The organism is Kitasatospora sp. NPDC004799 (genome assembly GCF_040609095.1).
Classification (GTDB): domain Bacteria; phylum Actinomycetota; class Actinomycetes; order Streptomycetales; family Streptomycetaceae; genus Kitasatospora.
In genome coordinates, this window is record NZ_JBEXJK010000122.1 from 1 (window position 1) to 20,420 (window position 20,420).

16 protein-coding genes and 1 pseudogene are annotated in these 20,420 nt (G+C 71.8%); 5 read left to right on the forward strand and 12 right to left on the reverse strand.

What is annotated here, in order from left to right:
* Nucleotides 1-309: 309 nt before the first annotated feature.
* From ABZW03_RS17675 to ABZW03_RS17715, 9 genes are all read right to left on the reverse strand, one after another.
* Nucleotides 310-1,833: a CoA-acylating methylmalonate-semialdehyde dehydrogenase gene (locus tag ABZW03_RS17675; protein WP_355258445.1), complete on the reverse strand. Its 1,524-nt coding sequence runs from the start codon at nucleotides 1,831-1,833 to the stop codon at nucleotides 310-312.
* 254 nt (nucleotides 1,834-2,087) lie between these two features.
* On the reverse strand, nucleotides 2,088-2,858 hold the full coding sequence (locus ABZW03_RS17680; RefSeq protein ID WP_355258448.1) for a hypothetical protein: 771 nt from the start codon (nucleotides 2,856-2,858) through the stop codon (nucleotides 2,088-2,090).
* Nucleotides 2,859-2,979: 121 nt separating this feature from the next.
* Entirely contained in the window at nucleotides 2,980-3,426 is a 447-nt protein-coding gene (locus ABZW03_RS17685) for a bifunctional DNA primase/polymerase (protein WP_355258451.1), read from the reverse strand.
* Nucleotides 3,427-3,559: 133 nt separating this feature from the next.
* On the reverse strand, nucleotides 3,560-4,954 hold the full coding sequence (locus tag ABZW03_RS17690; protein ID WP_355258454.1) for an FAD-dependent oxidoreductase: 1,395 nt from the start codon (nucleotides 4,952-4,954) through the stop codon (nucleotides 3,560-3,562).
* A 63-nt stretch (nucleotides 4,955-5,017) separates the two neighbouring features.
* Nucleotides 5,018-5,821: an ABC transporter permease gene (locus tag ABZW03_RS17695; protein WP_355258457.1), complete on the reverse strand. Its 804-nt coding sequence runs from the start codon at nucleotides 5,819-5,821 to the stop codon at nucleotides 5,018-5,020.
* Nucleotides 5,821-6,765 carry an ABC transporter permease gene (locus ABZW03_RS17700; RefSeq protein WP_355258460.1) on the reverse strand — a complete coding sequence of 315 codons (945 nt, stop codon included), beginning with the start codon at nucleotides 6,763-6,765 and terminating at the stop codon, nucleotides 5,821-5,823. Before ABZW03_RS17700 ends, ABZW03_RS17695 begins: the two co-directional genes overlap by 1 nt.
* Nucleotides 6,762-7,904, reverse strand: a complete 1,143-nt coding sequence (locus tag ABZW03_RS17705; protein ID WP_355258463.1) for an ABC transporter ATP-binding protein — start codon at nucleotides 7,902-7,904, stop codon at nucleotides 6,762-6,764. The genes ABZW03_RS17700 and ABZW03_RS17705 overlap by 4 nt, the downstream gene beginning before the upstream one ends.
* A 39-nt stretch (nucleotides 7,905-7,943) precedes the next feature.
* Nucleotides 7,944-9,194 carry a spermidine/putrescine ABC transporter substrate-binding protein gene (locus ABZW03_RS17710; protein WP_355258466.1) on the reverse strand — a complete coding sequence of 417 codons (1,251 nt, stop codon included), beginning with the start codon at nucleotides 9,192-9,194 and terminating at the stop codon, nucleotides 7,944-7,946.
* A 55-nt stretch (nucleotides 9,195-9,249) separates the two neighbouring features.
* On the reverse strand, nucleotides 9,250-10,761 hold the full coding sequence (locus ABZW03_RS17715; protein ID WP_355258469.1) for a gamma-aminobutyraldehyde dehydrogenase: 1,512 nt from the start codon (nucleotides 10,759-10,761) through the stop codon (nucleotides 9,250-9,252).
* Nucleotides 10,762-11,032: 271 nt separating this feature from the next.
* Between ABZW03_RS17715 and ABZW03_RS17720 the strand changes: the two genes are divergently transcribed.
* Nucleotides 11,033-12,685 (forward strand): PucR family transcriptional regulator ligand-binding domain-containing protein, encoded by a 1,653-nt coding sequence (locus tag ABZW03_RS17720; protein ID WP_355258472.1) that lies wholly within the window; start codon nucleotides 11,033-11,035, stop codon nucleotides 12,683-12,685.
* Between the two features lie 23 nt (nucleotides 12,686-12,708).
* On the opposite strand, the gene ABZW03_RS17725 is transcribed toward ABZW03_RS17720, so the two are convergent.
* From ABZW03_RS17725 to ABZW03_RS17735, 3 genes are all read right to left on the reverse strand, one after another.
* On the reverse strand, nucleotides 12,709-13,905 hold the full coding sequence (locus tag ABZW03_RS17725) for a spermidine/putrescine ABC transporter substrate-binding protein (protein ID WP_355258475.1): 1,197 nt from the start codon (nucleotides 13,903-13,905) through the stop codon (nucleotides 12,709-12,711).
* A gap of 71 nt (nucleotides 13,906-13,976) precedes the next feature.
* Nucleotides 13,977-15,335, reverse strand: a complete 1,359-nt coding sequence (locus ABZW03_RS17730; protein WP_355258478.1) for an aspartate aminotransferase family protein — start codon at nucleotides 15,333-15,335, stop codon at nucleotides 13,977-13,979.
* A 223-nt stretch (nucleotides 15,336-15,558) separates the two neighbouring features.
* Entirely contained in the window at nucleotides 15,559-17,052 is a 1,494-nt protein-coding gene (locus ABZW03_RS17735) for a gamma-aminobutyraldehyde dehydrogenase (RefSeq protein WP_355258482.1), read from the reverse strand.
* Between the two features lie 250 nt (nucleotides 17,053-17,302).
* On the opposite strand from ABZW03_RS17735, the gene ABZW03_RS17740 reads away from it, so the two are divergent.
* The 4 genes and pseudogenes from ABZW03_RS17740 to ABZW03_RS17755 form a co-directional block, all read left to right on the forward strand.
* Entirely contained in the window at nucleotides 17,303-17,776 is a 474-nt protein-coding gene (locus ABZW03_RS17740; RefSeq protein ID WP_030243538.1) for an Lrp/AsnC family transcriptional regulator, read from the forward strand.
* Entirely contained in the window at nucleotides 17,773-19,167 is a 1,395-nt protein-coding gene (locus ABZW03_RS17745) for an aspartate aminotransferase family protein (RefSeq protein WP_355258485.1), read from the forward strand. The genes ABZW03_RS17740 and ABZW03_RS17745 overlap by 4 nt, the downstream gene beginning before the upstream one ends.
* 235 nt (nucleotides 19,168-19,402) lie before the next feature.
* Nucleotides 19,403-20,158 (forward strand): ATP-binding cassette domain-containing protein, encoded by a 756-nt coding sequence (locus ABZW03_RS17750; RefSeq protein WP_355258488.1) that lies wholly within the window; start codon nucleotides 19,403-19,405, stop codon nucleotides 20,156-20,158.
* A gap of 44 nt (nucleotides 20,159-20,202) precedes the next feature.
* Nucleotides 20,203-20,420 (forward strand): annotated as a pseudogene (locus ABZW03_RS17755) (hypothetical protein); the annotation flags it as partial.

Here is a 20,420-nt window from a genome sequence, read left to right on the forward strand (position 1 = left end):
GCCCCGTCCGACGTTCCAAACTCTAGCCGATCCCCGCTCCGAAAAGCGAATCCGACCGCAACCCGATAAAACGCGCACGCCGAATAAGCACCAGGACGTCACGCGGAAAAGCGCGAAGAACCGGCACGAACCGAGAAGTGGTGTTTCAGAGGATTGGCCGCCCCGGGACCGTCCGCGCAGACGCGTGTCCGGTGCTCCCAGCCAGGCAGCTCGAAGAACTGTACGCGCTTCTGCGACCGGATGCAAACGTCGTGCAAAGACGGCCGGCCGGACCCCGGGGGGAGGGTCCGGCCGGTGGAGCCGCGCGGCTCAGCTGTTGGTGGGGAAGCCCAGGTTGATGCCGCCGTGCGACGGGTCCAGCCAGCGCTGGGTCACGGCCTTGCCCCGGGTGAAGAACTGCACGCCGTCCTGGCCGTACGCGTGGGCGTCGCCGAACAGCGAGGCCTTCCAGCCGCCGAAGGAGTAGTAGGCGACCGGGACCGGGATCGGCACGTTGATCCCGACCATGCCGACCTCCACCTCGAACTGGAAGCGCCGGGCCGCGCCGCCGTCGTTGGTGAAGAGGGCGGTGCCGTTGCCGTACGGGTTGGCGTTGATCAGCGCCAGGCCCTCCTCGTACGACTCGACGCGCACGACCGAGAGGACCGGGCCGAAGATCTCGTCGTTGTAGACGGACATGCCGGGCTTCACGTGGTCGAACAGCGTCGGGCCGAGCCAGAAGCCGTCGGCCGTCGGGGAGCCGTTCCGGTCCTCGGCGGTGACCGGGTGCTTGCGGCCGTCCACGGCGAGCTCGGCGCCGTCGGCGACCCCGGACTCCACGTAGGAGGTGACCTTGTCGCGGTGCTGGCCGGTGACCAGCGGGCCCATCTCGGAGTCGCCGTTGCAGCCCGGGCCGACCTTCAGGGTGGCGATCCGCTGCTTGATCTTCTCGACCAGCTCGTCGCCGATCGGGTCGACCGCGACCAGCACGGACACCGCCATGCACCGCTCGCCGGCCGCGCCGAAGCCGGCGTTGACGGCGGCGTCGGCGGCGAGGTCGAGGTCGGCGTCCGGCAGGACCAGCATGTGGTTCTTGGCGCCGCCCAGGGCCTGCACGCGCTTGCCGTAGCGGGTGCCGGTCTCGTAGACGTAGCGGGCGATCGGGGTGGAGCCGACGAAGCTGACGGACTTGACGTCCGGGTGCTCCAGCAGGCGGTCGACGGCCACCTTGTCGCCGTGCACGACGTTGAAGACGCCGTCCGGCAGGCCGGCCTCCTTCCACAGCTCGGCGAGGAAGTTGGCGGCGGACGGGTCCTTCTCCGAGGGCTTCACCACGACGGTGTTGCCGGCCGCGATGGCGATCGGGAAGAACCACATCGGCACCATGGCCGGGAAGTTGAACGGCGAGATGATCGCGACCGGGCCGAGCGGCTGGCGGATCGAGTAGACGTCGACGCCGGTCGAGGCCTGCTCGGTGAAGCCGCCCTTGATCAGCTGCGGGATGCCGCAGGCGTACTCCACGACCTCCAGACCGCGGGCGATCTCACCCAGCGCGTCGGAGTGCACCTTGCCGTGCTCCGCCACGATGATCGAGGCCAGCTCGTCGCGGCGGGCGTTCAGCAGCTCGCGGAAGGCGAAGAGCACCGTCGTCCGCTTCGCGATCGAGGCGGTGCGCCACTCGGTGAAGGCCGAGGCGGCGGCCGCCACCGCCTGGTCGACCTCGGCGATCCCGGCGAAGTCGACCTGACCGGAGACCTGGCCGGTGGCCGGGTCGAAGATCTCACCGCGACGGGGGGCCGCACCGGCGGTGGCGACGGGCTTGCCGCCGATCCAGTGAATGATGTGCTTGCTCAAGGTCCGTCTGCCTCCGAAGTCCCGGGCGGCGTCCTGCCACCGGTCCGGTCTGGCGCCGCCCGCAGGTGGGCCGGGCGACGGGATTCACGGGGCTACCGCGCTCGTCTTCCAGTCTGGTGGCCGCATCGCCCCTGCTCAACGAACAGGCTGACGGGCATCGTGGATTCAGCCTTACAGGTCGTCCGGTCGCTCGGCCGGACGAGTGGACGAGTGGACGAGTGGACGAGTGGACGGCTGGAAGCCGGGCCCGGGCCTCAGGCCTCCCCGTCCTCCTCCTCCAGGTACGGGTCGTGCAGTCCGTCCGCCGCCTCCTGGGTCTCCAGCAGGTCCAGCCGCAGGTCCTGCGCCCACGCCAGCGCCCACCGCTTCAGCTCGGCCACCTCCCCGGCCGGGACGCCCCGGGCCCGGAACCGCCCGTCCGCCGCCTCGGCGAGCGTCTCCAGCCGGTCGGCCAGCGCCGCGGGCTGGAAGTCCGGGTCCAACTCCCCTGCCAGTGCCAGCAGTTCGCCCTCGCGGTAGCAGCGGGTGAGGGCGTGCACGTCGATCAGGTCGCGCGGCATGCCCCGGTCCACGAGCAGCGCGGTGGTCAGCGCGGCCGCGTCCTCCAGGGCGACCACGGGCAGCACCAGCGGCGGCTCGTCCGGTCCGGGCGCGCCGAAGTCCAGCCGGACCGGGCGGTGGCCCAGCGGTTCCTTGCGCAGCTCCACCGAGTGCGACCGCCCGCCCAGCGCCAGCCGGACGGTGAGCTGCTCCAGCCGCGGTGTGCCCGGCCGCTCGGCGACCCCGCCGCCCGCCGCCCGATAGGCCTCGCCGAGGGCGGCGGCGACCTCCGGCAGGTCGGCGCCGCCGGTCGCCAGGGTCAGCCCGTCCTGCGGGCAGGCCGCGACACCGTGGGCGCGCAGCGCGTGCCCGCCGGCCAGCGCGAGGCCGTACCGGTCGCAGACGGGCGCGGCCGACGCGGCCAGGCGCAGCTGGGCGGGGCCCGGGCGGAGGGGCGCGTCGACGGCGTGCGGGACGGTGGTCACGCCTCCAGTCTGACGCGACCGCCCGCCCCGCGCGCCACCGCGACCGCCACCGCCCGCCCGGTCCGCGCACCACCGCCACCGGACGCCCAGGAGGCCCGGAAGCCGCCGGGCGCCCCGCGGCTCACCAGCCGCTGAGCCGCGCCGCCGCCTCGTGCAGGACCAGCTCCAGCAGCACCGGGTCGTTGAGCCGCCCCGAGCCGTCGGGCGGGACCAGCCAGCGCACGCCCCGGCTGCTCCGCTCGGGGTGCGGGACGACGATCCAGGTGCCCTCCCCCGCACTGCGCACGCCGGTGCCGATCCAGCGGGCGGCGGTGCCGACGGGCACCAGGAAGCTGACGTGCTCGCCCCCGAAGTCGGTGAGGACCGGACCGCGGGTGCGCGGGTCCATGATCTCCAGGGCCGGGCGCCCGAGCCGTCCGGGGACGGAGAGGACGTCCCAGCGTCGGCCGGCCGGCAGCAGCATCAGGCCCAGCCCGGTGCGCTCCCACTGCTCCCGGAGGGATTCCGGGTCCGGTGCCACCTGGGCGAGCCAGTGCAGTCCGGTGGTCTCCATGTCGTGTCCCCGCATTCCGCCGTTCGTACTGTTCGGAGACGGCGGGAAGCGCGAGACCCGCCGTCACCAAGGAGAGGCGGACGGCGGGTCCTGATTACACGACTAGGGGCATCCGACTGGGGCCATTTCGGCGGTCGGCTCCCGCGCCTCAGCTGTCGAAGCCCAGCCCCAGCCGGTCGAGGGTGCGCAGCCAGAGGTTGCGGTGGCCGCCGTTGCGGTCCGCCCGCTCCAGCGACCGGGTGGTGAGCTCGATCCCGGCCCAGCGCACCGGCTCGGGCGGGAACGGCAGCGGCTTGCTGCGCACCATGTCCAGCGAGGTGCGCTCGGTGCGCTCCCCGGCGAGCAGGTCGAGCATCACCTCGGCGCCGAAGCGGGTCGCGCCGACGCCGAGCCCGGTGTAGCCGGCCGCGTACGCGACCTTGCCCCGGTACGCGGTGTCGAAGAACGCCGAGAACCGGCTGCAGGTGTCGATCGCGCCGCCCCAGGCGTTGGTGAAGCGCAGGCCCTCCAGCTGCGGGAAGCAGCGGAAGAAGTGCTCGGCCAGGGTGCGGAAGGTCTCCGGCCGCTGGTCGTACTCGTGCCGGACGTGGCCGCCGAAGTGGTAGACCGCGTCGTAGCCGCCCCAGAGGATCCGGTTGTCCGCGGAGAGCCGGAAGTAGTGGAACTTGTTGGCGCTGTCCCCGAGGCCCTGCCGTCCGCGCCAGCCGATCGCGGCGAGCTGCTCGTCGTCGAGCGGCTCGGTCATCAGCGCGTAGTCGTACACCGGCACGATGTACGGGCGGACCCGCTTGAGCAGCGACGGGAACACGTTGGTGCCGAGCGCGACCTTGCGGGCGAAGACCCGGCCGTACGGCGTGCGGACGGCCATGCCGCTGCCGTGCTCCCGCAGGTCGGTGGCCCGGGTGCGCTCGAAGATCCGCACGCCCTGGCCCAGGCAGGCGTCCTTGAGGCCCCAGGCGAGCTTGGCGGGGTGGACCATCGCCACGCCCTCCTTGTCCCAGAGGCCGCCGAGGAAGGTCGGCGAGTCCACCTCGGCGCGCAGCTGGTCGGCGTCCAGGACGGTGATGTCGAAGCCGTACCGGGCGACGGCCTCGGCGATCTCGTGGAGCTCCTCGACCTGGTGGGGCTGGGTGGCGACGTCGATCTCGCCGGTGCGCTCCCACTCGGCGTCGATGCCGTAACGCTTGAGGGTGGCCTCGATGGCGTCGAGGTTGGCGGCGCCGAGGCGTTCCAGCCGGGCCAGTTCGGACGGCCAGCGGTCCAGGCCGTTGCCGAAGCCGTGGGTGAGGCTGGCCGCGCAGAACCCGCCGTTGCGCCCGGACGCGGCCCACCCGACCTCGTTGCCCTCGACCAGGACGACGTCCAGCGAGGGGTCGCGCTCCTTGGCGATGAGGGCGGTCCACAGGCCGGAGTAGCCGCCGCCGACGACCAGCAGGTCGCAGGTGGTGTCGCCGACCAGCGCGGGCAGGGCGGTCGGCCGGCCGGGATCCTCCAGCCAGAAGGGGGTGGGCCTGGCGTCACTGAGCGCGCGGGCGGAGTCCATGCATTATCAGCCACTTTCCACGAATAGATGACGGTCCTACGTGCCACCGCTGTCGACCGTACGTCAGGCGGTGGCCTTCCGGCGGTTGCCCAGCCACTGGCCGACGACGGTCAGCACGACGGCGGCCAGGAACATCGCGGTGCCGATGACGTTCACCTGCACCGGGATGCCGCGCTGCGAGGCGCCCCAGACGAACATCGGGAAGGTGACCGTGGTCGGCCCCGAGTTGAACTGGGTGATGATGAAGTCGTCGAAGGAGAGCGCGAAGCTGAGCAGCGCGCCCGCCGCGATGCCGGGCGCCGCCAGCGGCAGGGTGACCCTCAGGAAGGTCTGGGTGGGGGTCGCGTAGAGGTCCTGGGCGGCCTGTTCGAGCCTCGGGTCCATGCTCATCACCCGCGCCTTGACCGCCGTCACCACGAAGCTGAGGCAGAACATGATGTGCGCGATGAGGATGGTGGTGAAGCCGAACGGGATGCGCATGTTGAGGAAGAGCGTCCCGAGCGAGGCGGCCATGACCACCTCGGGCATGGCCATCGGCAGGAAGATCATCGCGGTGGTGGCCGAGCGGCCGCGGAAGCGGTAGCGGGCCAGCGCGAAGGCGACCATGGTGCCGAGCACGGTGGCACCGATGGTGGCGAACACCGCGATCCACAGGCTGAGCGAGAGCGACCGGCACATGTCGGCCACGCCGCACGGGTCGGTCCAGGCGTCGGTGGAGAACTCGTTCCACTCGTAGTTGAACTTGCCCACCGGCTTGTTGAACGAGAAGGCGAGCACGACCAGGTTGGGCAGCACCAGGTAGGCGAGGGCCAGCAGGCCGGCCAGCACCACCAGGTGGGCGCGGATCCACGTGAACATCCGGGACATCAGACCAGATCCTCCGTCCCGGCCTTGCGCATGTAGACCGTCACCATGCCCAGGATCAGGGCCATCAGGATGAAGCTCAGCGCGGCCGCCGTGGGGTAGTCGAGCACGTTCAGGAACTGCTTCTGGATGCCGTTGCCGACCATCTGCTCGCTCGGCGAGCCCAGCAGCTGGGCGTTGATGTAGTCGCCGGAGGCCGGGATGAAGGTCAGCAGGGTGCCCGCGACCACGCCGGGCAGCGAGATCGGGAAGGTCACCTTGCGGAAGGTGGTGAACGGCCGGGCGTAGAGGTCGCCGGCCGCCTCGTGCAGGCGCGGGTCGATCCGCTCCAGCGAGGTGTACAGCGGCAGGATCATGAACGGCAGGAAGTTGTACGTCAGGCCGCAGACCACCGCGAGCGGCGTGGCCAGCACCCGGTCGCCGGAGGTGAGGCCGAGCAGTTCGGTGACGTCCAGGACGTGCAGCGCGTTCAGCGCGCCGACCACCGGGCCGCCGTCGGACAGGATGGTCTTCCAGGCCAGCGTGCGGATCAGGAAGCTGGTGAAGAACGGCGCGATGACCAGGATCAGGATGACGTTGCGCCAGCGCTTGCTGGCCTTGAAGGCGATCGTGTACGCGAGCGGGTAGCCGACGACCAGGCAGAGCACGGTGGCGACGGCCGCGTAGGAGAACGAGCGGACGAAGTGCCACCGGTACTCGACCAGGGCGTCCCAGTAGGTCGAGACGTGCCAGGTGACCTTGAAGCCCGCTTCGAGCGAGCCGGTCTGCAGCGAGGTCGACGCCTGGTAGACCATCGGGACGGCGAAGAAGACGACCAGCCAGGCGATGCCGGGCAGCAGCAGCCAGTACGGGGTGAGCCTGCGCTTCGGCTTCGGAGCCGGTCCCTCCACGGGGCTGCCGTCAGGGGGTACGGCCTGCGGCGGCGCGGCCGGGGCGGTGGCGGTCATGCGGCCTCCTCCCCGGTGCCCGCGTCGATCGCCTGCGCGGCGTCCAGGGCGAAGGAGTGCGCCGGGTTCCAGTGCAGCTGGACGGCCGCGCCGGGGACGATCCGGGCGTCGCGCTCCATGTTCTGCTCGAAGACGGTGACCTCCTGGCCGCCGTCGGTGCGCACCACGTACTGGGTGGAGACGCCGATGAAGCTGGAGTCGAGCACCGTGCCGGCCAGCCGGTTGCGGCCGTCGGCGACCTGCTCGGAGGCGTGCGTGATGGTGATCTTCTCCGGGCGCACGCCCAGGTGGACGCGCTCGGCGTCGGTCGAGCAGCGCGCCTTCGGCACCGCGAGGCGGGCGCCGGCCGCGCTGAGCAGCAGGTCGCCGCCCTCGCTGCCGGTGACCTCGGCGGGCAGCAGGTTGGACTGGCCGAGGAAGTTGGCCACGAAGGTGGTGGCGGGGTTCTCGTACAGCTCGGCGGGGGCGCCCAGCTGCTCGACCCGGCCGCCGTTCATCACCGCGATGGTGTCGGCCATGGTCATGGCCTCCTCCTGGTCGTGGGTGACGTGCACGAAGGTGATGCCGACCTCGGTCTGGATCCGCTTGAGCTCCAGCTGCATCTGGCGGCGGAGCTTGAGGTCGAGCGCACCGAGCGGTTCGTCCAGCAGCAGCACCTGCGGGTGGTTGATCAGCGCGCGGGCGACCGCGACGCGCTGCTGCTGGCCGCCGGAGAGCTGGTGCGGCTTGCGCCGGGCGTACTGGCCGAGTTCGACCAGCTCCAGCATCTCGTCGACCTGCTTCCTGACGTCCTTCCGGCCGCGCCGGCGCAGGCCGAAGGCGACGTTCTCGAAGATGTCCAGGTGCGGGAAGAGCGCGTAGCTCTGGAAGACGGTGTTCACCGGCCGCTTGTACGGGGGCAGTGCGGTGACGTCCTGGCCGCCGATCAGGACGGTGCCGGTGGTGGGCTCCTCCAGGCCGGCGATCATGCGCAGGGTGGTGGTCTTGCCGCAGCCGGAGGCGCCGAGCAGGGCGAAGAACGATCCCTGCGGGACGGTCAGGTCGAGCGGGTGGACGGCGGTGAAGGAGCCGTAGGTCTTGCCGATGCCGGTGAGCCGGACGTCGCCGCCGACGGCCGTGTCGCGCTGCTGGTCTGTCATGGGGTGGTGTCTTCCTGGGTCTCTCGGCCGGGGGTGGGGTCAGGCACCGATGAGCTTGGAGAACTTCTGCTCGAAGTCGCTCTCCTCGCTCTCGGAGAGCGTGCGGAACACGTGTGCCTTGACCGCCATCTCGGGGGTGGGCACGACCAGCGGGTTGGCCGCGGTGTCCGGGGCGATGCCGGCGAGCTCGTCCTTCATCCCGGTGACGGCGGAGACGAAGCCGATGCCCGCGACCAGCTGCGCCGCGATCTTCGGCTGATAGTAGAAGTCGATCAGCTTCTCCGCGTTCGTCTTGTGCTGCGCCTTGGCCGGGACCAGCATGTTGTCGGTCGAGGCGACGTAGCCCTTCTCCGGGATGACGAACTCGATGTCCGGGTTGTCGGCCCGCAGTTGGATCAGGTCGCCGCCCCAGGCGACGCAGGCCGCGATGTCCCCGGCGGAGAGCTCCTGGCCGTAGTCGTTGCCGGTGAAGCGGCGGATCTGCTTGTTGTCGACGGCCTTCTGCAGCCGGGCGACCGCGCCGTCGTAGTCGTCGGCGGTGAACCGCGCGATGTCCTTGCCCTGGTCCAGCAGCACCATCCCGACGCTGTCCCGCATCTCGGAGAGGAAGGTGACCCGACCCTTGAGGTCGGGGTCGTCCAGCAGCTGGGAGACGCTGGTGACCTCCTTGCCCCTGGTCGCCTTCCGGTTGTACGCGACGACGGTCTGGATGCCCGCCCACGGGTAGGAGTAGAGCCGCCCCGGGTCCCAGTCGGGGGCGCGGAAGCGCGCCTCGACGTTGGTGATCGCGGTGGTGACGTTCGCCGGGTTGAGCCGCTGCGCCCAGCCGAGCCGGATCAGCCGGGCGGCCATCCAGTCGGTGAGCACCATCAGGTCGCGGCCGGTGTCCTGGCCGGAGGCGAGCTGCGGCTTGACCTTGCCGAAGAACTCGACGTTGTCGTTGACGTCCTCGGTGTACCGCACCTTGATGCCGGTGGCCTCGGTGAAGGCGTCCAGCGTGCCGTGCTTCTCCTTGTCCTGCTCGTCCGTGTCCACGTACAGCGGCCAGTTGGAGAAGTTGACCTCCTTCTGCTTCTCCGAGAGGTCCTCGGCGGCGTTCGCGGTCGAGTCGCCGGTCGCCCGGGGGGCCGCCGGGATGCCGCAGGCGGCCAGGGTGCCCGCTCCGGCGGTCAGCGCGGCGGCGCGCAGCAGGGTGCGGCGGCCGAGCGCGGCCCGGCCGCTGGTCAGGCTGCGTTCCCAGGCCCTTCGGACCGGTTCGGGCAGACCGTCGGTGAGCTCGTTGAACGCCATGGAACGGGCCTCCTGGGGGGAGAGGGGGTGTGGGGGCACCCGCTGGGGCCTGGGGTCATCTGTCGCCGAAGACGGTGCGGTGCCAGTCCTTGCGGGCCACCGCGGTGGTGTCGAACATGACGTGCTTCACCTGGGTGTACTCGTCCAGCGAGTACTGGGACATGTCCTTGCCGTAGCCGGACGCCTTGTAGCCGCCGTGCGGCATCTCGCTGATGATCGGGATGTGGTCGTTGACCCAGACGCAGCCGGCCGCGATCTCCCGGGTGGCGCGCAGCGAGCGGTGCACGTTCGTGGTCCAGGCGGAGGCGGCCAGGCCGTACGGGGTGTCGTTGGCCAGCCGCAGGCCCTCGTCGTCGCTGTCGAACGGCAGCACGACCAGCACCGGGCCGAAGATCTCGCCCTGCACGACCTCGCTGTCCTGGGCCGCGCCGGTGATCAGGGTCGGCTGGTGGTACGCGCCCCGGGTGAGGTCGGTGCCGTCGTGGCCCTTCTCCGGGATCCGGCCGCCGGTGACCACGGTGGCGTACGCGCGGGCGCGCTCCACGAAGCCGGCCACCCGGTCCCGGTGGGCGTACGAGACCAGCGGGCCGAGGTCGGTGCCCGGGTTCAGCGGGTCGCCGATCCGGATCGCCGCGTACAGCTCGGCCACCCCGGCCACGAAGGCGTCGTACAGCGGGCGCTGGACGTAGGCGCGGGTGGCGGCGGTGCAGTCCTGGCCGCCGTTGATCAGCGAGGCCGCGACCGCGCCGTGCACGGCGGCGTCCAGGTCGGCGTCGTCGAAGACCACGAACGGGGCCTTGCCGCCGAGCTCCAGGTGGGTGCGCTTGACGCTCGCGGTGGCGATCTCGGCGACCCGCCGGCCGACGCCGGTGGAGCCGGTGAAGGAGACCATCGCGACGTCCGGGTGCCCGACCAGGTGCTCGCCCGCGGTGCGTCCGGCACCGGTGACCACGTTGACCACGCCGTCCGGGATGCCTGCGGCGGTGCAGGCGCGGGCGAACATCAGCGAGGTCAGCGGGGTCAGCTCGGCCGGCTTGAGCACGATGGTGTTGCCCGCGGCGATCGCCGGGAGGATCTTCCAGGCGGCCATCTGCAGCGGGTAGTTCCACGGCGAGATGGAGCCGACCACGCCGACCGCCTCGCGCCGCACGTACGAGGTGTGGTCGCCGGAGTACTCGCCGGCCGCCTTGCCCTCCAGGTTGCGGGCGGCGCCGGCGAAGAAGGCGGCGTTGTCGACGGTGCCGGGCACGTCGAACTCGGTGGCCAGCTTGACCGGCTTGCCGGTCTGCGACGTCTCCACCCGGGCCAGGTCGTCGGCCGCGTCGGCCAGGACGGCGGCCAGCCGGGTGAGCGCCTCGGAGCGCGTCCCGGGGGTGGCCGCGGACCAGCCGGGCAGGGCGGCCCTGGCGGCGGCGACGGCGGCGTCCACGTCCGCGGTGGTGGCCAGCGCGACCTGCTCGACCACGCTCCCGTCGGCGGGGTTGACGACCTGGAAGGGCTCGCCGCTCCCCCGGGTCCAACGGCCCGCGATGTACTGCGCGCCCGCGCCGAAGTCGGTCAGGTCCATCTGGTCTCCTCCAAGGTGCCGTGGTTCGACCGCTGCGGGGTCACGCGTCCGCGGTTGGGGGTCTGCGGTCCCGCTGACCTTGCCCGCTGCGGGGTCGGGGTGACAAGGGTCACTCCGACAGTCTCGACACGAAGGGCCTTACAGGGTGCAAGGGTGCGGGCAGGGCGACAGGTCGTCCGGTCGATGGATGATTTACCTGACACTCTGACCGTTCTGATCGCCCTGATCACCCGGAGCCCCCGCTCCGGCCCCCCGGCCCCGGAGGCCCGCGATGCTCCCCACCGTCGCCCGAGTCCTCGACCTGGACGTGATGCGCCGCGGCCTGCCCCAGGTGGTGGCCGGCGCCGACCACCTGGAGCGGCCGGTCCGCTGGGTCCACGTCAGCGAGCTGCCCGACGTCGCCGGGATGCTGCGCGGCGGCGAGCTGGTGCTGACCACCGGGATCGCCCTGCCGGAGGACCGCGAGGGCCTGGCCCGGTACGTGCGCGAGCTGGACGAGGTCGGGGTGGCCGGCCTGGTCGTCGAGTTCGGCCGGCGCTACTTCGACGCGCTGCCCCGCGCCCTGGTCCACGCCGCCGAGCAGCGCGGGCTGCCGCTGGTCACGCTCCGCCGCGAGCTGCGGTTCGTCGCCGTCACCGAGGCCGTGCACGCCCTGGTGGTCAACGCCCAGCTGGAGCAGCTGCGGGTCTCCGAGTCGGTCCACCAGGTCTTCAACGAGCTGGTGGTGGAGGGCGCCGAGCCGCCCGAGGTGATCCGGCAGGTGGCCCGGATGGCCGGTGCCCCGGTCGTCCTGGAGAACCTGGCCCACCAGGTGCTCGCCCACGACGCCGCCGGGTGCCCGGAGGCCGAGGTGCTGGAGGACTGGGAGCGCCGCTCGCGCGGGGTCCGGCCGGCCGGGCGCACCGGCCACGACCCGCGCAGCGGCTGGCTGGTGACCACCGTCGGTGCCCGCGGCCAGGACTGGGGCCGGCTGGTGCTGGTGCAGGAGCCCGGCCCGCTGCCCGAGGGCGAGACCCACCCGCACGCCATGCTGCTGGAGCGCGGCGCCTCCGCGCTGGCGCTCAACCGGCTGGTGGTGCGCGACCGGGAGAGCCTGGAGCGGCAGACCCACCGCACCCTGCTGTCCGGCATCCTCACCCACGCGCTGACCGTCTCCGAGGCGGCGCTGCGCGCCCAGGCCCTGGGCGTCCCCCTGGAGGGCCGCCGGCTGGTCGGCGTGGTGCTGCGGCAGCGGCGCGGGCCGATCCCGGCCGCGCTGGAGGCCCAGGCCCGGCTGCGCGACTTCACCGAGCTGGCCGCCGCCGCGGTCCGGTCCTGCCGGCTGTCCGCCCTGGTCGGGGCGCTGGACGACGAGGCCGTCGGCCTGCTGGTCGCGCTCGGCACCCAGCAGGACGAGCACGCCGCGCTGGACGCCCTGTCGGCCACGCTGCGCCGGATGTCGGCCGAGCCCGGCCGGGAGGGCGGCGACCCGGCGGGCCCGGTGGTCGCGGTCGGCTCCTCGGTCGGCTCGGTCCGCGACGCCCGGCGCACCCTGCTGGAGGCCACCCAGGTCGCCGACGCCGCGCTGCACGACGCGCCCGGCGGCCGCAGCTCCTCCTACTACCGCCTGCCGGACGTCCGGCTGCGCGGCCTGCTCCACCTGCTGCGCGACGACGCCCGGCTGCAGACGTACGTGGAACGGGAGTTGGGGCCGCTGCTGGCCCACGACGCCGAGCACAACGGCCAGTTGGTGCAGATGCTGCGGATCTACCTGGAGCAGGGCCGGAACAAGTCCGCCGCGGCGGACGCCGCGCACCTGTCCCGGCCGTCCTTCTACGACCGGCTGCACAAGGTCGAGCGGATCCTCGGCGTCGACCTCGACCAGGTGGAGTCCTGCCTCTCGCTGCACGTGGCACTGCTCGCCCTGGACGCCGTCCGGCGCTGAACCCGGCACCGCACCCGGTGCCCTCACACCCCGGTGATGCGGCCCCAGACCTTGTGCAGCTCGGGCCGCTCGGCCGAGGTGACGTCGCGCATGGTGCGCAGCCGGGCGCGCATCTCCTCGGTCGGGAAGAGCAGCGGGTTCTCGGCGAGTTCGGCCTTCTCCCGGTCGCCGCTGGCCGCCAGCACCTCGCGGGCGGCCGGCACCGGGCAGATGTACTGGACGGACGCGGCGAGTTCGGCGGCCACCTCGGGCCGGTAGTAGTGGTCGATCAGCAGCTCGGCGTTGCGCTTGTGGGCGGCCCGGTTGGGGATCATCAGGCTCTCCGCCCACAGCTCGCCGCCCTCCTCCGGCACCACGAACTCGATGTCCGGGTTCTCGGCGGTGAGCTGGACGGCGTCGCCGGAGTAGGCCTGGCAGGCGAGCGCCGCGCCGGAGGCGAGGTCGCCGGTGTAGTCGTTGCCGGTGAAGCGCCGGACGTGGCCGCTGTCGACCGCCTTCTGCACCAGGTCCATCGCCTTGCGCGCGTCGTCGGCGCTGAACTTCGCGATGTCCGCGCCCTGGGAGAGCATCAGCAGCCCGAGCGCCTCGTCCAGCCCGGCGAAGAGGGTGACCCGGCCCTTGAGGTCGGGCGCCCACAGGTCGGCGGTGGACCTGATCTCCCGGCCGAGCGCCTTGCGGTTGTAGGCGATGCCGGTGATCCCGGACTGCCACGGCACGCTGCGCCGGCGGCCGGGGTCGAAGGCCGGGTCGGCGAGCTGCGGGTCCAGGTTGGCCGTGACGTTGGGCAGGTTGTCCCGGTCCATGGCCTGCACCCAGCCCAGCGCGACGTACCGCCCGGCCATCCAGTCGCTGATCACCATCAGGTCCCGGCCGGGGGCGGCGCCCTGGGTGAGCACCGGGCTGATCTTGCCGAAGAACTCGTCGTTGTCGTTGATGTCCTCGGTGTAGGTGACCTCGATCCCGGTCCGCTCGCTGAAGGCGTCCAGGGTCGGGCGCCCGCCGGCGTCGTCGGTGTCGATGTACTGGGTCCAGTTGGAGAAGGCGAGCCGCTTCTCGCTCTCCGAGCGGTCCGGCGCCGAGCGGCGGTCCTCGGGTACGTACGCGGACGGGATGCCGCAGCCGGCCAGGGTGCCGGCGCCGAGCAGCGCGGCCCCGCCGAGCACGGAACGTCGGCGCACGGCGGGCGGGGCGGACGGGCGGGTCGGGGTGGAGCCGGTCATCGGGAGCCTTCCGGAGCGTGGGACGGCCCCGGACGCGCGCGCGGGCGTCCGGGGCCGTCCTGGTCGGTACGTCAGACAGTGTGCGCGTCGGTGAGCGACAGCACCTCGTCCAGCACCGCGAGGCCGGCCTTGGCCTCCTCCTCGGTGACGGTGCACGGCGGGACGACGTGGAAGCGGTTCATGTTGACGAACGGCCAGAGCCCGCGCTGCTTGCAGGCGGCGGCCAGCTCGGCCATCGGCGCGTTGGCGGCGCCGGCCGCGTTGTAGGGCACCAGCGGCTCGTGGGTCTCCCGGTTCCGCACCAGGTCGAGCGCCCAGAACACGCCGAGGCCGCGGACCTCGCCGATCGACGGGTGCCGCTCGGCCAGCTCGCGCAGGCCGGGGCCGAGCACGGTCTCGCCGATGTGCCGGGCGTTCTCGACGATGCCCTCCTCCGCCATGGTGGTGATGGTCGCCACCGCGGAGGCGCAGGCCAGCGGGTGGCCGGAGTAGGTGAGCCCGCCGGGGAAGGCCCGCTCGGCGAAGGTGGCCGCGATCTCGGCGCTGATCGCCACGCCGCCCAGCGGCACGTAGCCCGAGTTGACGCCCTTGGCGAAGGTGAGCAGGTCCGGGGTGACGCCCCAGTGGTCGGCGGCGAACCACGCACCGGTGCGGCCGAAGCCGGCCATCACCTCGTCCAGGATGAACACGATCCCGTGGCGGTCGCAGATCTCCCGCACCCCGGCGAGGTAGCCCGCCGGCGGGACCAGGATGCCCGCGGTGCCGACCACGGTCTCCAGGATGACCGCCGCGACGGTGCCCGGGCCCTCGAACGCGATCACCTGCTCCAGGTGCTCCAGCGCGCGCTCGCACTCCTGCGCCTCGTTCTCGGCGTGGAAGTTGGAGCGGTACGGGTACGGCCCCCAGAAGTGCACCACGCCGGAGACGCCGCTCTCGTTGGGCCAGCGCCGCGGGTCGCCGGTGAGGGCGATCGCGTTGGCGGTGGCGCCGTGGTACGAGCGGTAGGTGGAGAGCACCTTCTGCCGACCGGTGTGCAGCCGGGCCAGCCGGATGGCGTTCTCGTTGGCCTCGGCGCCGCCGTTGGTGAAGAAGATCTTGTCCAGGTCACCGGGGGTGCGCTCGGCGATCAGCCGGGCGGCCTCGCTGCGCGACTCGACCGCGAAGCCGGGGGCGATGGTGCAGAGCTTCGCCGCCTGCTCCTGGATCGCGGCGACCACCTTCGGGTGCTGGTGGCCGATGTTGGTGTTGACCAGCTGCGAGGAGAAGTCCAGGTAGCGGTTGCCGTCGTAGTCCCAGAAGTACGAGCCCTCGGCGCCGGCCACCGCGAGGGGGTCGATCAGCGCCTGGGCGGACCACGAGTGGAAGACGTGCGCGCGGTCGGCGGCCTTGACGGCCTGGCCGGCGGCTGAGTCAGCGGTGGGGATGCTCATGCCGGTAAGGCTAGGGCGGGCCGCTCCCGAAGGGCAGTTCCATCGTGTCAGCCGGTCGCTCCCGCCGCCGACAGGGTGCAAAGACCGCGGGCCCGGGGCTGAGTGCCCCGGGCCCACGGTCAGTTCGACCGGTGATCGTCGGATCGGATGGCCGTCGTACCGCGCTCAACGGCCACGACCCGCTCAGATCGCGGTCATACCGCGCTCAACGGCCACGACCCGCTCAGATCGCGGTCATGACGTGCTTCACCCGGGTGTAGTCCTCGAAGCCGTACGAGGACAGGTCCTTGCCGTAGCCGGACTTCTTGAAGCCGCCGTGCGGCATCTCGGCGACCAGCGGGATGTGGGTGTTGATCCAGACGCAGCCGAAGTCCAGGCGGCGCGACATCCGCATGGCGCGGGCGTGGTCCTTGGTCCACACCGAGGAGGCCAGCGCGTACTCGACGCCGTTGGCGTACTCGACGGCCTGGTCCTCGTCGGTGAACTTCTGCACGGTGATGACCGGGCCGAAGACCTCGTTCTGGATGATCTCGTCATCCTGGTTCAGGCCGGAGACGACGGTCGGGGCGTAGAAGTAGCCGCGGTCGCCGACCCGGTGGCCACCGGCCTCGACCTTGGCGTGGGCGGGCAGCCGCTCGATGAAGCCGGAGACCTGCTTCAGCTGGTTGGCGTTGTTCAGCGGGCCGTACAGCACGTCCTCGTCGTCCACGCCACCGGTCTTGGTCTCGGCCGCGGCCTTGGCCAGGGCCTCGACGAAGGCGTCGTGGATCGACTCGTGCACCAGCACGCGGGTGGCGGCCGTACAGTCCTGGCCGGCGTTGAAGTAGCCCGCCACCGAGATGCCCTCGACGGCCTCGGCGATGTCGGCGTCCTCGAACACCACGACCGGGGCCTTGCCGCCCAGCTCCAGGTGGACGCGCTTGACGTCCTTGGAGGCGGACTCGGCGACCGAGATGCCGGCGCGCACCGAACCGGTGATGGAGGCCATCGCCGGGGTCCGGTGCTCGACCATCAGCTTGCCGGTCTCGCGGTCGCCGCAGATGACGTTGAAGACGCCGGCCGGCAGCTCCAGCTCCTTGAGCACGCCGCCGATGATCTCGGCCAGCAGCACGGTGGAGGCCGGGGTGGTGTCGGAGGGCTTCAGCACGACGGTGTTGCCCGCGGCGATGGCCGGGGCGAACTTCCAGACGGCCATCATCATCGGGTAGTTCCACGGCGCGACCTGGGCGCAGACGCCGACCGGCTCGCGGCGGATGATCGAGGTCATCCCGTCCATGTACTCACCGGCGGCCTTGCCCTCCAGCAGGCGGGCGGCACCGGCGAAGAACCGGATCTGGTCCACCATCGGGCCGATCTCCTCGGAGAGGGTCAGCGCGCGGGGCTTGCCGGTGTTGCGCACCTCGGTGTCGACGATCTCGTCGGCACGGGCCTCGACCGCGTCGGCGATCTTGAGCAGCAGCTTCTGCCGGGTGCTCGGGGTGGCGTCGCGCCAGATCGGGAACGCGGCGGCGGCGGAGGCCATCGCGGCGTCCACGTCCGCGGCACCGGACAGCGGCGACGTCGCGTACACCTCGCCGGTGGTCGGGTCCACGATGTCGAGCGTGCGGCCGTCAGCCGCGTCGACGAACTCACCGTTGACGTAGTTGCGCAGCGTGCGAAGGTCGCTCACGGATCTCTCCTCGGTCTGGGCCTGCGGCTTTGCAGATTCCGGCGCCATGGTACGTCGGCGGATCCGGCGTACGAAGGGTCCCGAGTGGCCGTGCCCGGAGCGGCGCGGTCCACTGGTGGCGGTACGTGCGCCGGTCCCCGGGGGCGCGCGCGTACCGTGCCAGGGTAGCCGCAAGACTGCTGGTATCGACAGGCCGAGTGCGCTTCGGCGATGAAATCCGCATGCGTTTTCCGAGATCTCGACGAAATCAGCAGTTTCCACGCTTGCGAACACGGGAACGATCAGGCACAGTGGCCGCGTGGCCAACCGCGACCGGAACGCCAGCGTTCCCCTCGACGCCGCCTCCAAGGCGATCATCGAGCAGCTCCAGGAGGACGGGCGCCGCCCGTACGCCGCCATCGGCAAGGCCGTCGGCCTGTCCGAGGCGGCCGTGCGGCAGCGCGTCCAGAAGCTGCTCGACCAGGGCGTGATGCAGATCGTCGCCGTCACGGACCCGCTCACCGTCGGCTTCACCCGCCAGGCGATGGTCGGCATCCGGGTCGAGGGAGACATCGAGCCCGTCGCCGACGCGTTGGCCGCCCTCGACGAGGTCGACTACGTGGTCTGCACCGCAGGCTCGTTCGACCTCCTGGCCGAGCTGGTCTGCGAGGACGACGAGCACCTGCTCGAACTGATCAACAAGCGCATCCGCGCGCTTCCCGGCGTGCGGAGCACCGAGAGCTTCGTTTACCTGAAGCTCCGGAAACAGACCTACACCTGGGGCACCCGATGACAGCCGACCCGGCGCAGAAGGACCTTTCCAAGACCGCCTACGACCACCTGTGGATGCACTTCACCCGCATGTCGTCGTACGAGAACTCCCCCGTGCCGACGATCGTCAAGGGCGAGGGCACGTACATCTGGGACGACAAGGGCCGGAAGTACATCGACGGCCTGGCCGGCCTGTTCGTCGTGCAGGCCGGTCACGGCCGCACCGAGCTCGCCGAGGTCGCCGCCAAGCAGGCCAAGGAACTCGCGTTCTTCCCGATCTGGAGCTACGCGCACCCCAAGGCCGTCGAGCTGGCCGAGCGCCTGGCCAACTACGCCCCGGGCGACCTGAACAAGGTCTTCTTCTCCACCGGCGGCGGCGAGGCCGTCGAGACCGCCTGGAAGCTCGCCAAGCAGTACTTCAAGCTGATCGGCAAGCCGACCAAGTACAAGGTCATCTCCCGCGCCATCGCCTACCACGGCACCCCGCAGGGCGCGCTGTCGATCACCGGCCTGCCGGGCCTGAAGGCCCCGTTCGAGCCGCTGGTGCCGGGCACCCACAAGGCCCCGAACACCAACATCTACCGCGCCCCGCACTACCTCGAGGGCCCCGACGGCACCGTCGACCCCGAGGCCTACGGCCGCTGGTGCGCCGACCAGGTCGAGGAGGCCATCCTCTTCGAGGGCCCCGAGACCGTCGCCGCCGTCTTCGTCGAGCCGGTGCAGAACGCCGGTGGCTGCTTCCCGCCGCCGCCCGGCTACTTCCAGCGCCTGCGCGAGATCTGCGACCGCCACGACGTGCTGCTGGTCTCGGACGAGGTCATCTGCGCCTTCGGCCGCCTCGGCACCATGTTCGGCGCCGACAAGTTCGGCTACGTGCCGGACATGATCACCTGCGCCAAGGGCATGACCTCGGGCTACTCCCCGATCGGCGCCACGATCATCTCGGACCGCATCGCCGAGCCGTTCTACAAGGGTGACAACACCTTCCTGCACGGCTACACCTTCGCCGGCCACCCGGTCTCCTCGGCCGTCGCCCTGGCCAACCTCGACATCTTCGAGCGCGAGGGCCTGAACCAGCACGTGCTCGACAACGAGTCGCGCTTCCTGGGCACCCTGAGCAAGCTGCGCGACCTGCCGATCGTCGGCGACGTCCGCGGCAACGGCTACTTCTACGGCATCGAGCTCGTGAAGGACAAGGTCACCAAGGAGACCTTCAACGAGGAGGAGACCGAGCGCGTGCTCTACGGCTTCCTCTCGAAGGCCCTCTTCGACAACGGCCTGTACTGCCGCGCCGACGACCGTGGCGACCCGGTCGTCCAGCTGGCCCCGCCGCTGATCTCCGACCAGTCGACCTTCGACGAGATCGAGCAGATCCTGCGGACCAGCCTCACCGACGCGTGGGCGAAGCTCTGATCCCCTGAGCCCTCTTCCCCACCCTCCGCCGAAGGGCGGTCCCGCTTCCCGCGGGGCCGCCCTTCGGCGTACCCGGACCGGCGCCGCCCGCCCGCAACATCACAGTCGTACGACCAAACATGCCTGAATGCGGGTGATTTGCCCGTGATGGACCAGTGCGCCGCACCCGCGCCCCGTCCCGGTCGTTCTAATCTGACGACTGTCATATCCCTGCGGCCACCCAGGATGGATCCTCATGTCAGCGGCACCGCCTGACAACGACGTGCTGTGGGCCCGAGGGATCGTCAAGTCCCATGACGGCACCCCCGCCCTGCGCGGCATCTCGATCGGCGTCCGCGAGGGCGAGGTGCTCGCCGTCACCGGCCCGCGCGGCTCCGGCAAGAGCACCCTGCTGGGCTGCCTCTCCGCGCAGCTCACGGTCGACGAGGGCGAGGTCTGGTTCAACAGCGCCCCCGTGCACACCCTCGCCCGGGCCGGCCGCGAACGGCTGCGCCGCGACCGCTTCGGCTTCGTCGGCTCCGAGCCGCACCTGGTGCCCGAACTGACCGCCCGGGAGAACGTCGCCCTGCCGCTGCTGCTCGCCGGGGCCGGCCACAAGGCCGCCTACACCGCCGCCGACGAGTGGCTGGAACGCCTCGACGTCGGCGACTGCGCCCGGCTGCGCCCCGAGCGGCTGGTCCAGAGCCGGCGCCAGCGGGTCGCCGTCGCCCGCGCGCTGGCCCCGCTGCCGCCCGTCGTCTTCGCCGACGACCCCACCGCCCCGCTGCACCGCGAGGCCGCCGACCAGGTCATGCGGATACTGACCAGCGCGGCCCGGTCGCACCAGCTCACCCTCCTCCTGGCCACCCACGACCCCGAGCTCGTCCGGTTCGCGGACCGCACCGTCGCCCTCGTCGACGGGCGGCTCGCCGCCCCCGTCACCCCCGTCCCCCGCGGCATCACCGCCCCCGGGGCCGCCGGAGCGCCCGCCGTCACGGCCACCCACCGCTGACGACGCCGGGCCGCCGACGACGTCAAGCCGCTGAAAGAGTCGACGTGTTCTATCTCCGTCTGGCCCGGGGCTACCGGGTGCCCGACCTCGGCCGCTGGCTGCTCACCGCGCTGGCCGCCGCCGTGGTCGCCGCCTTCCTGCTGCGCTCCCTCGGCCGGGCGATGAGCGACCCGACCGGCGGCGACGACCCGCTGGCCCAGACCGCCGGGGTCAGCTTCGGCATCACCGTCGCCGTGGTCGCCGTCTTCGCGCTCGGCATCCT

Bases quoted from the DNA above. Each gene is read 5' to 3' on its own strand.
- ABZW03_RS17685 (WP_355258451.1), bottom strand. From the start codon at position 3,426: ATGCGGGGACACGACATGGAGACCACCGGACTGCACTGGCTCGCCCAG.
- ABZW03_RS17690 (WP_355258454.1), bottom strand. From the start codon at position 4,954: ATGGACTCCGCCCGCGCGCTCAGTGACGCCAGGCCCACCCCCTTCTGG.
- ABZW03_RS17695 (WP_355258457.1), bottom strand. From the start codon at position 5,821: ATGTCCCGGATGTTCACGTGGATCCGCGCCCACCTGGTGGTGCTGGCC.
- ABZW03_RS17700 (WP_355258460.1), bottom strand. From the start codon at position 6,765: ATGACCGCCACCGCCCCGGCCGCGCCGCCGCAGGCCGTACCCCCTGAC.
- ABZW03_RS17705 (WP_355258463.1), bottom strand. From the start codon at position 7,904: ATGACAGACCAGCAGCGCGACACGGCCGTCGGCGGCGACGTCCGGCTC.
- ABZW03_RS17710 (WP_355258466.1), bottom strand. From the start codon at position 9,194: ATGGCGTTCAACGAGCTCACCGACGGTCTGCCCGAACCGGTCCGAAGG.
- ABZW03_RS17715 (WP_355258469.1), bottom strand. From the start codon at position 10,761: ATGGACCTGACCGACTTCGGCGCGGGCGCGCAGTACATCGCGGGCCGT.
- ABZW03_RS17720 (WP_355258472.1), top strand. From the start codon at position 11,033: ATGCTCCCCACCGTCGCCCGAGTCCTCGACCTGGACGTGATGCGCCGC.
- ABZW03_RS17725 (WP_355258475.1), bottom strand. From the start codon at position 13,905: ATGACCGGCTCCACCCCGACCCGCCCGTCCGCCCCGCCCGCCGTGCGC.
- ABZW03_RS17730 (WP_355258478.1), bottom strand. From the start codon at position 15,335: ATGAGCATCCCCACCGCTGACTCAGCCGCCGGCCAGGCCGTCAAGGCC.
- ABZW03_RS17735 (WP_355258482.1), bottom strand. From the start codon at position 17,052: ATGGCGCCGGAATCTGCAAAGCCGCAGGCCCAGACCGAGGAGAGATCC.
- ABZW03_RS17745 (WP_355258485.1), top strand. From the start codon at position 17,773: ATGACAGCCGACCCGGCGCAGAAGGACCTTTCCAAGACCGCCTACGAC.
- ABZW03_RS17750 (WP_355258488.1), top strand. From the start codon at position 19,403: ATGTCAGCGGCACCGCCTGACAACGACGTGCTGTGGGCCCGAGGGATC.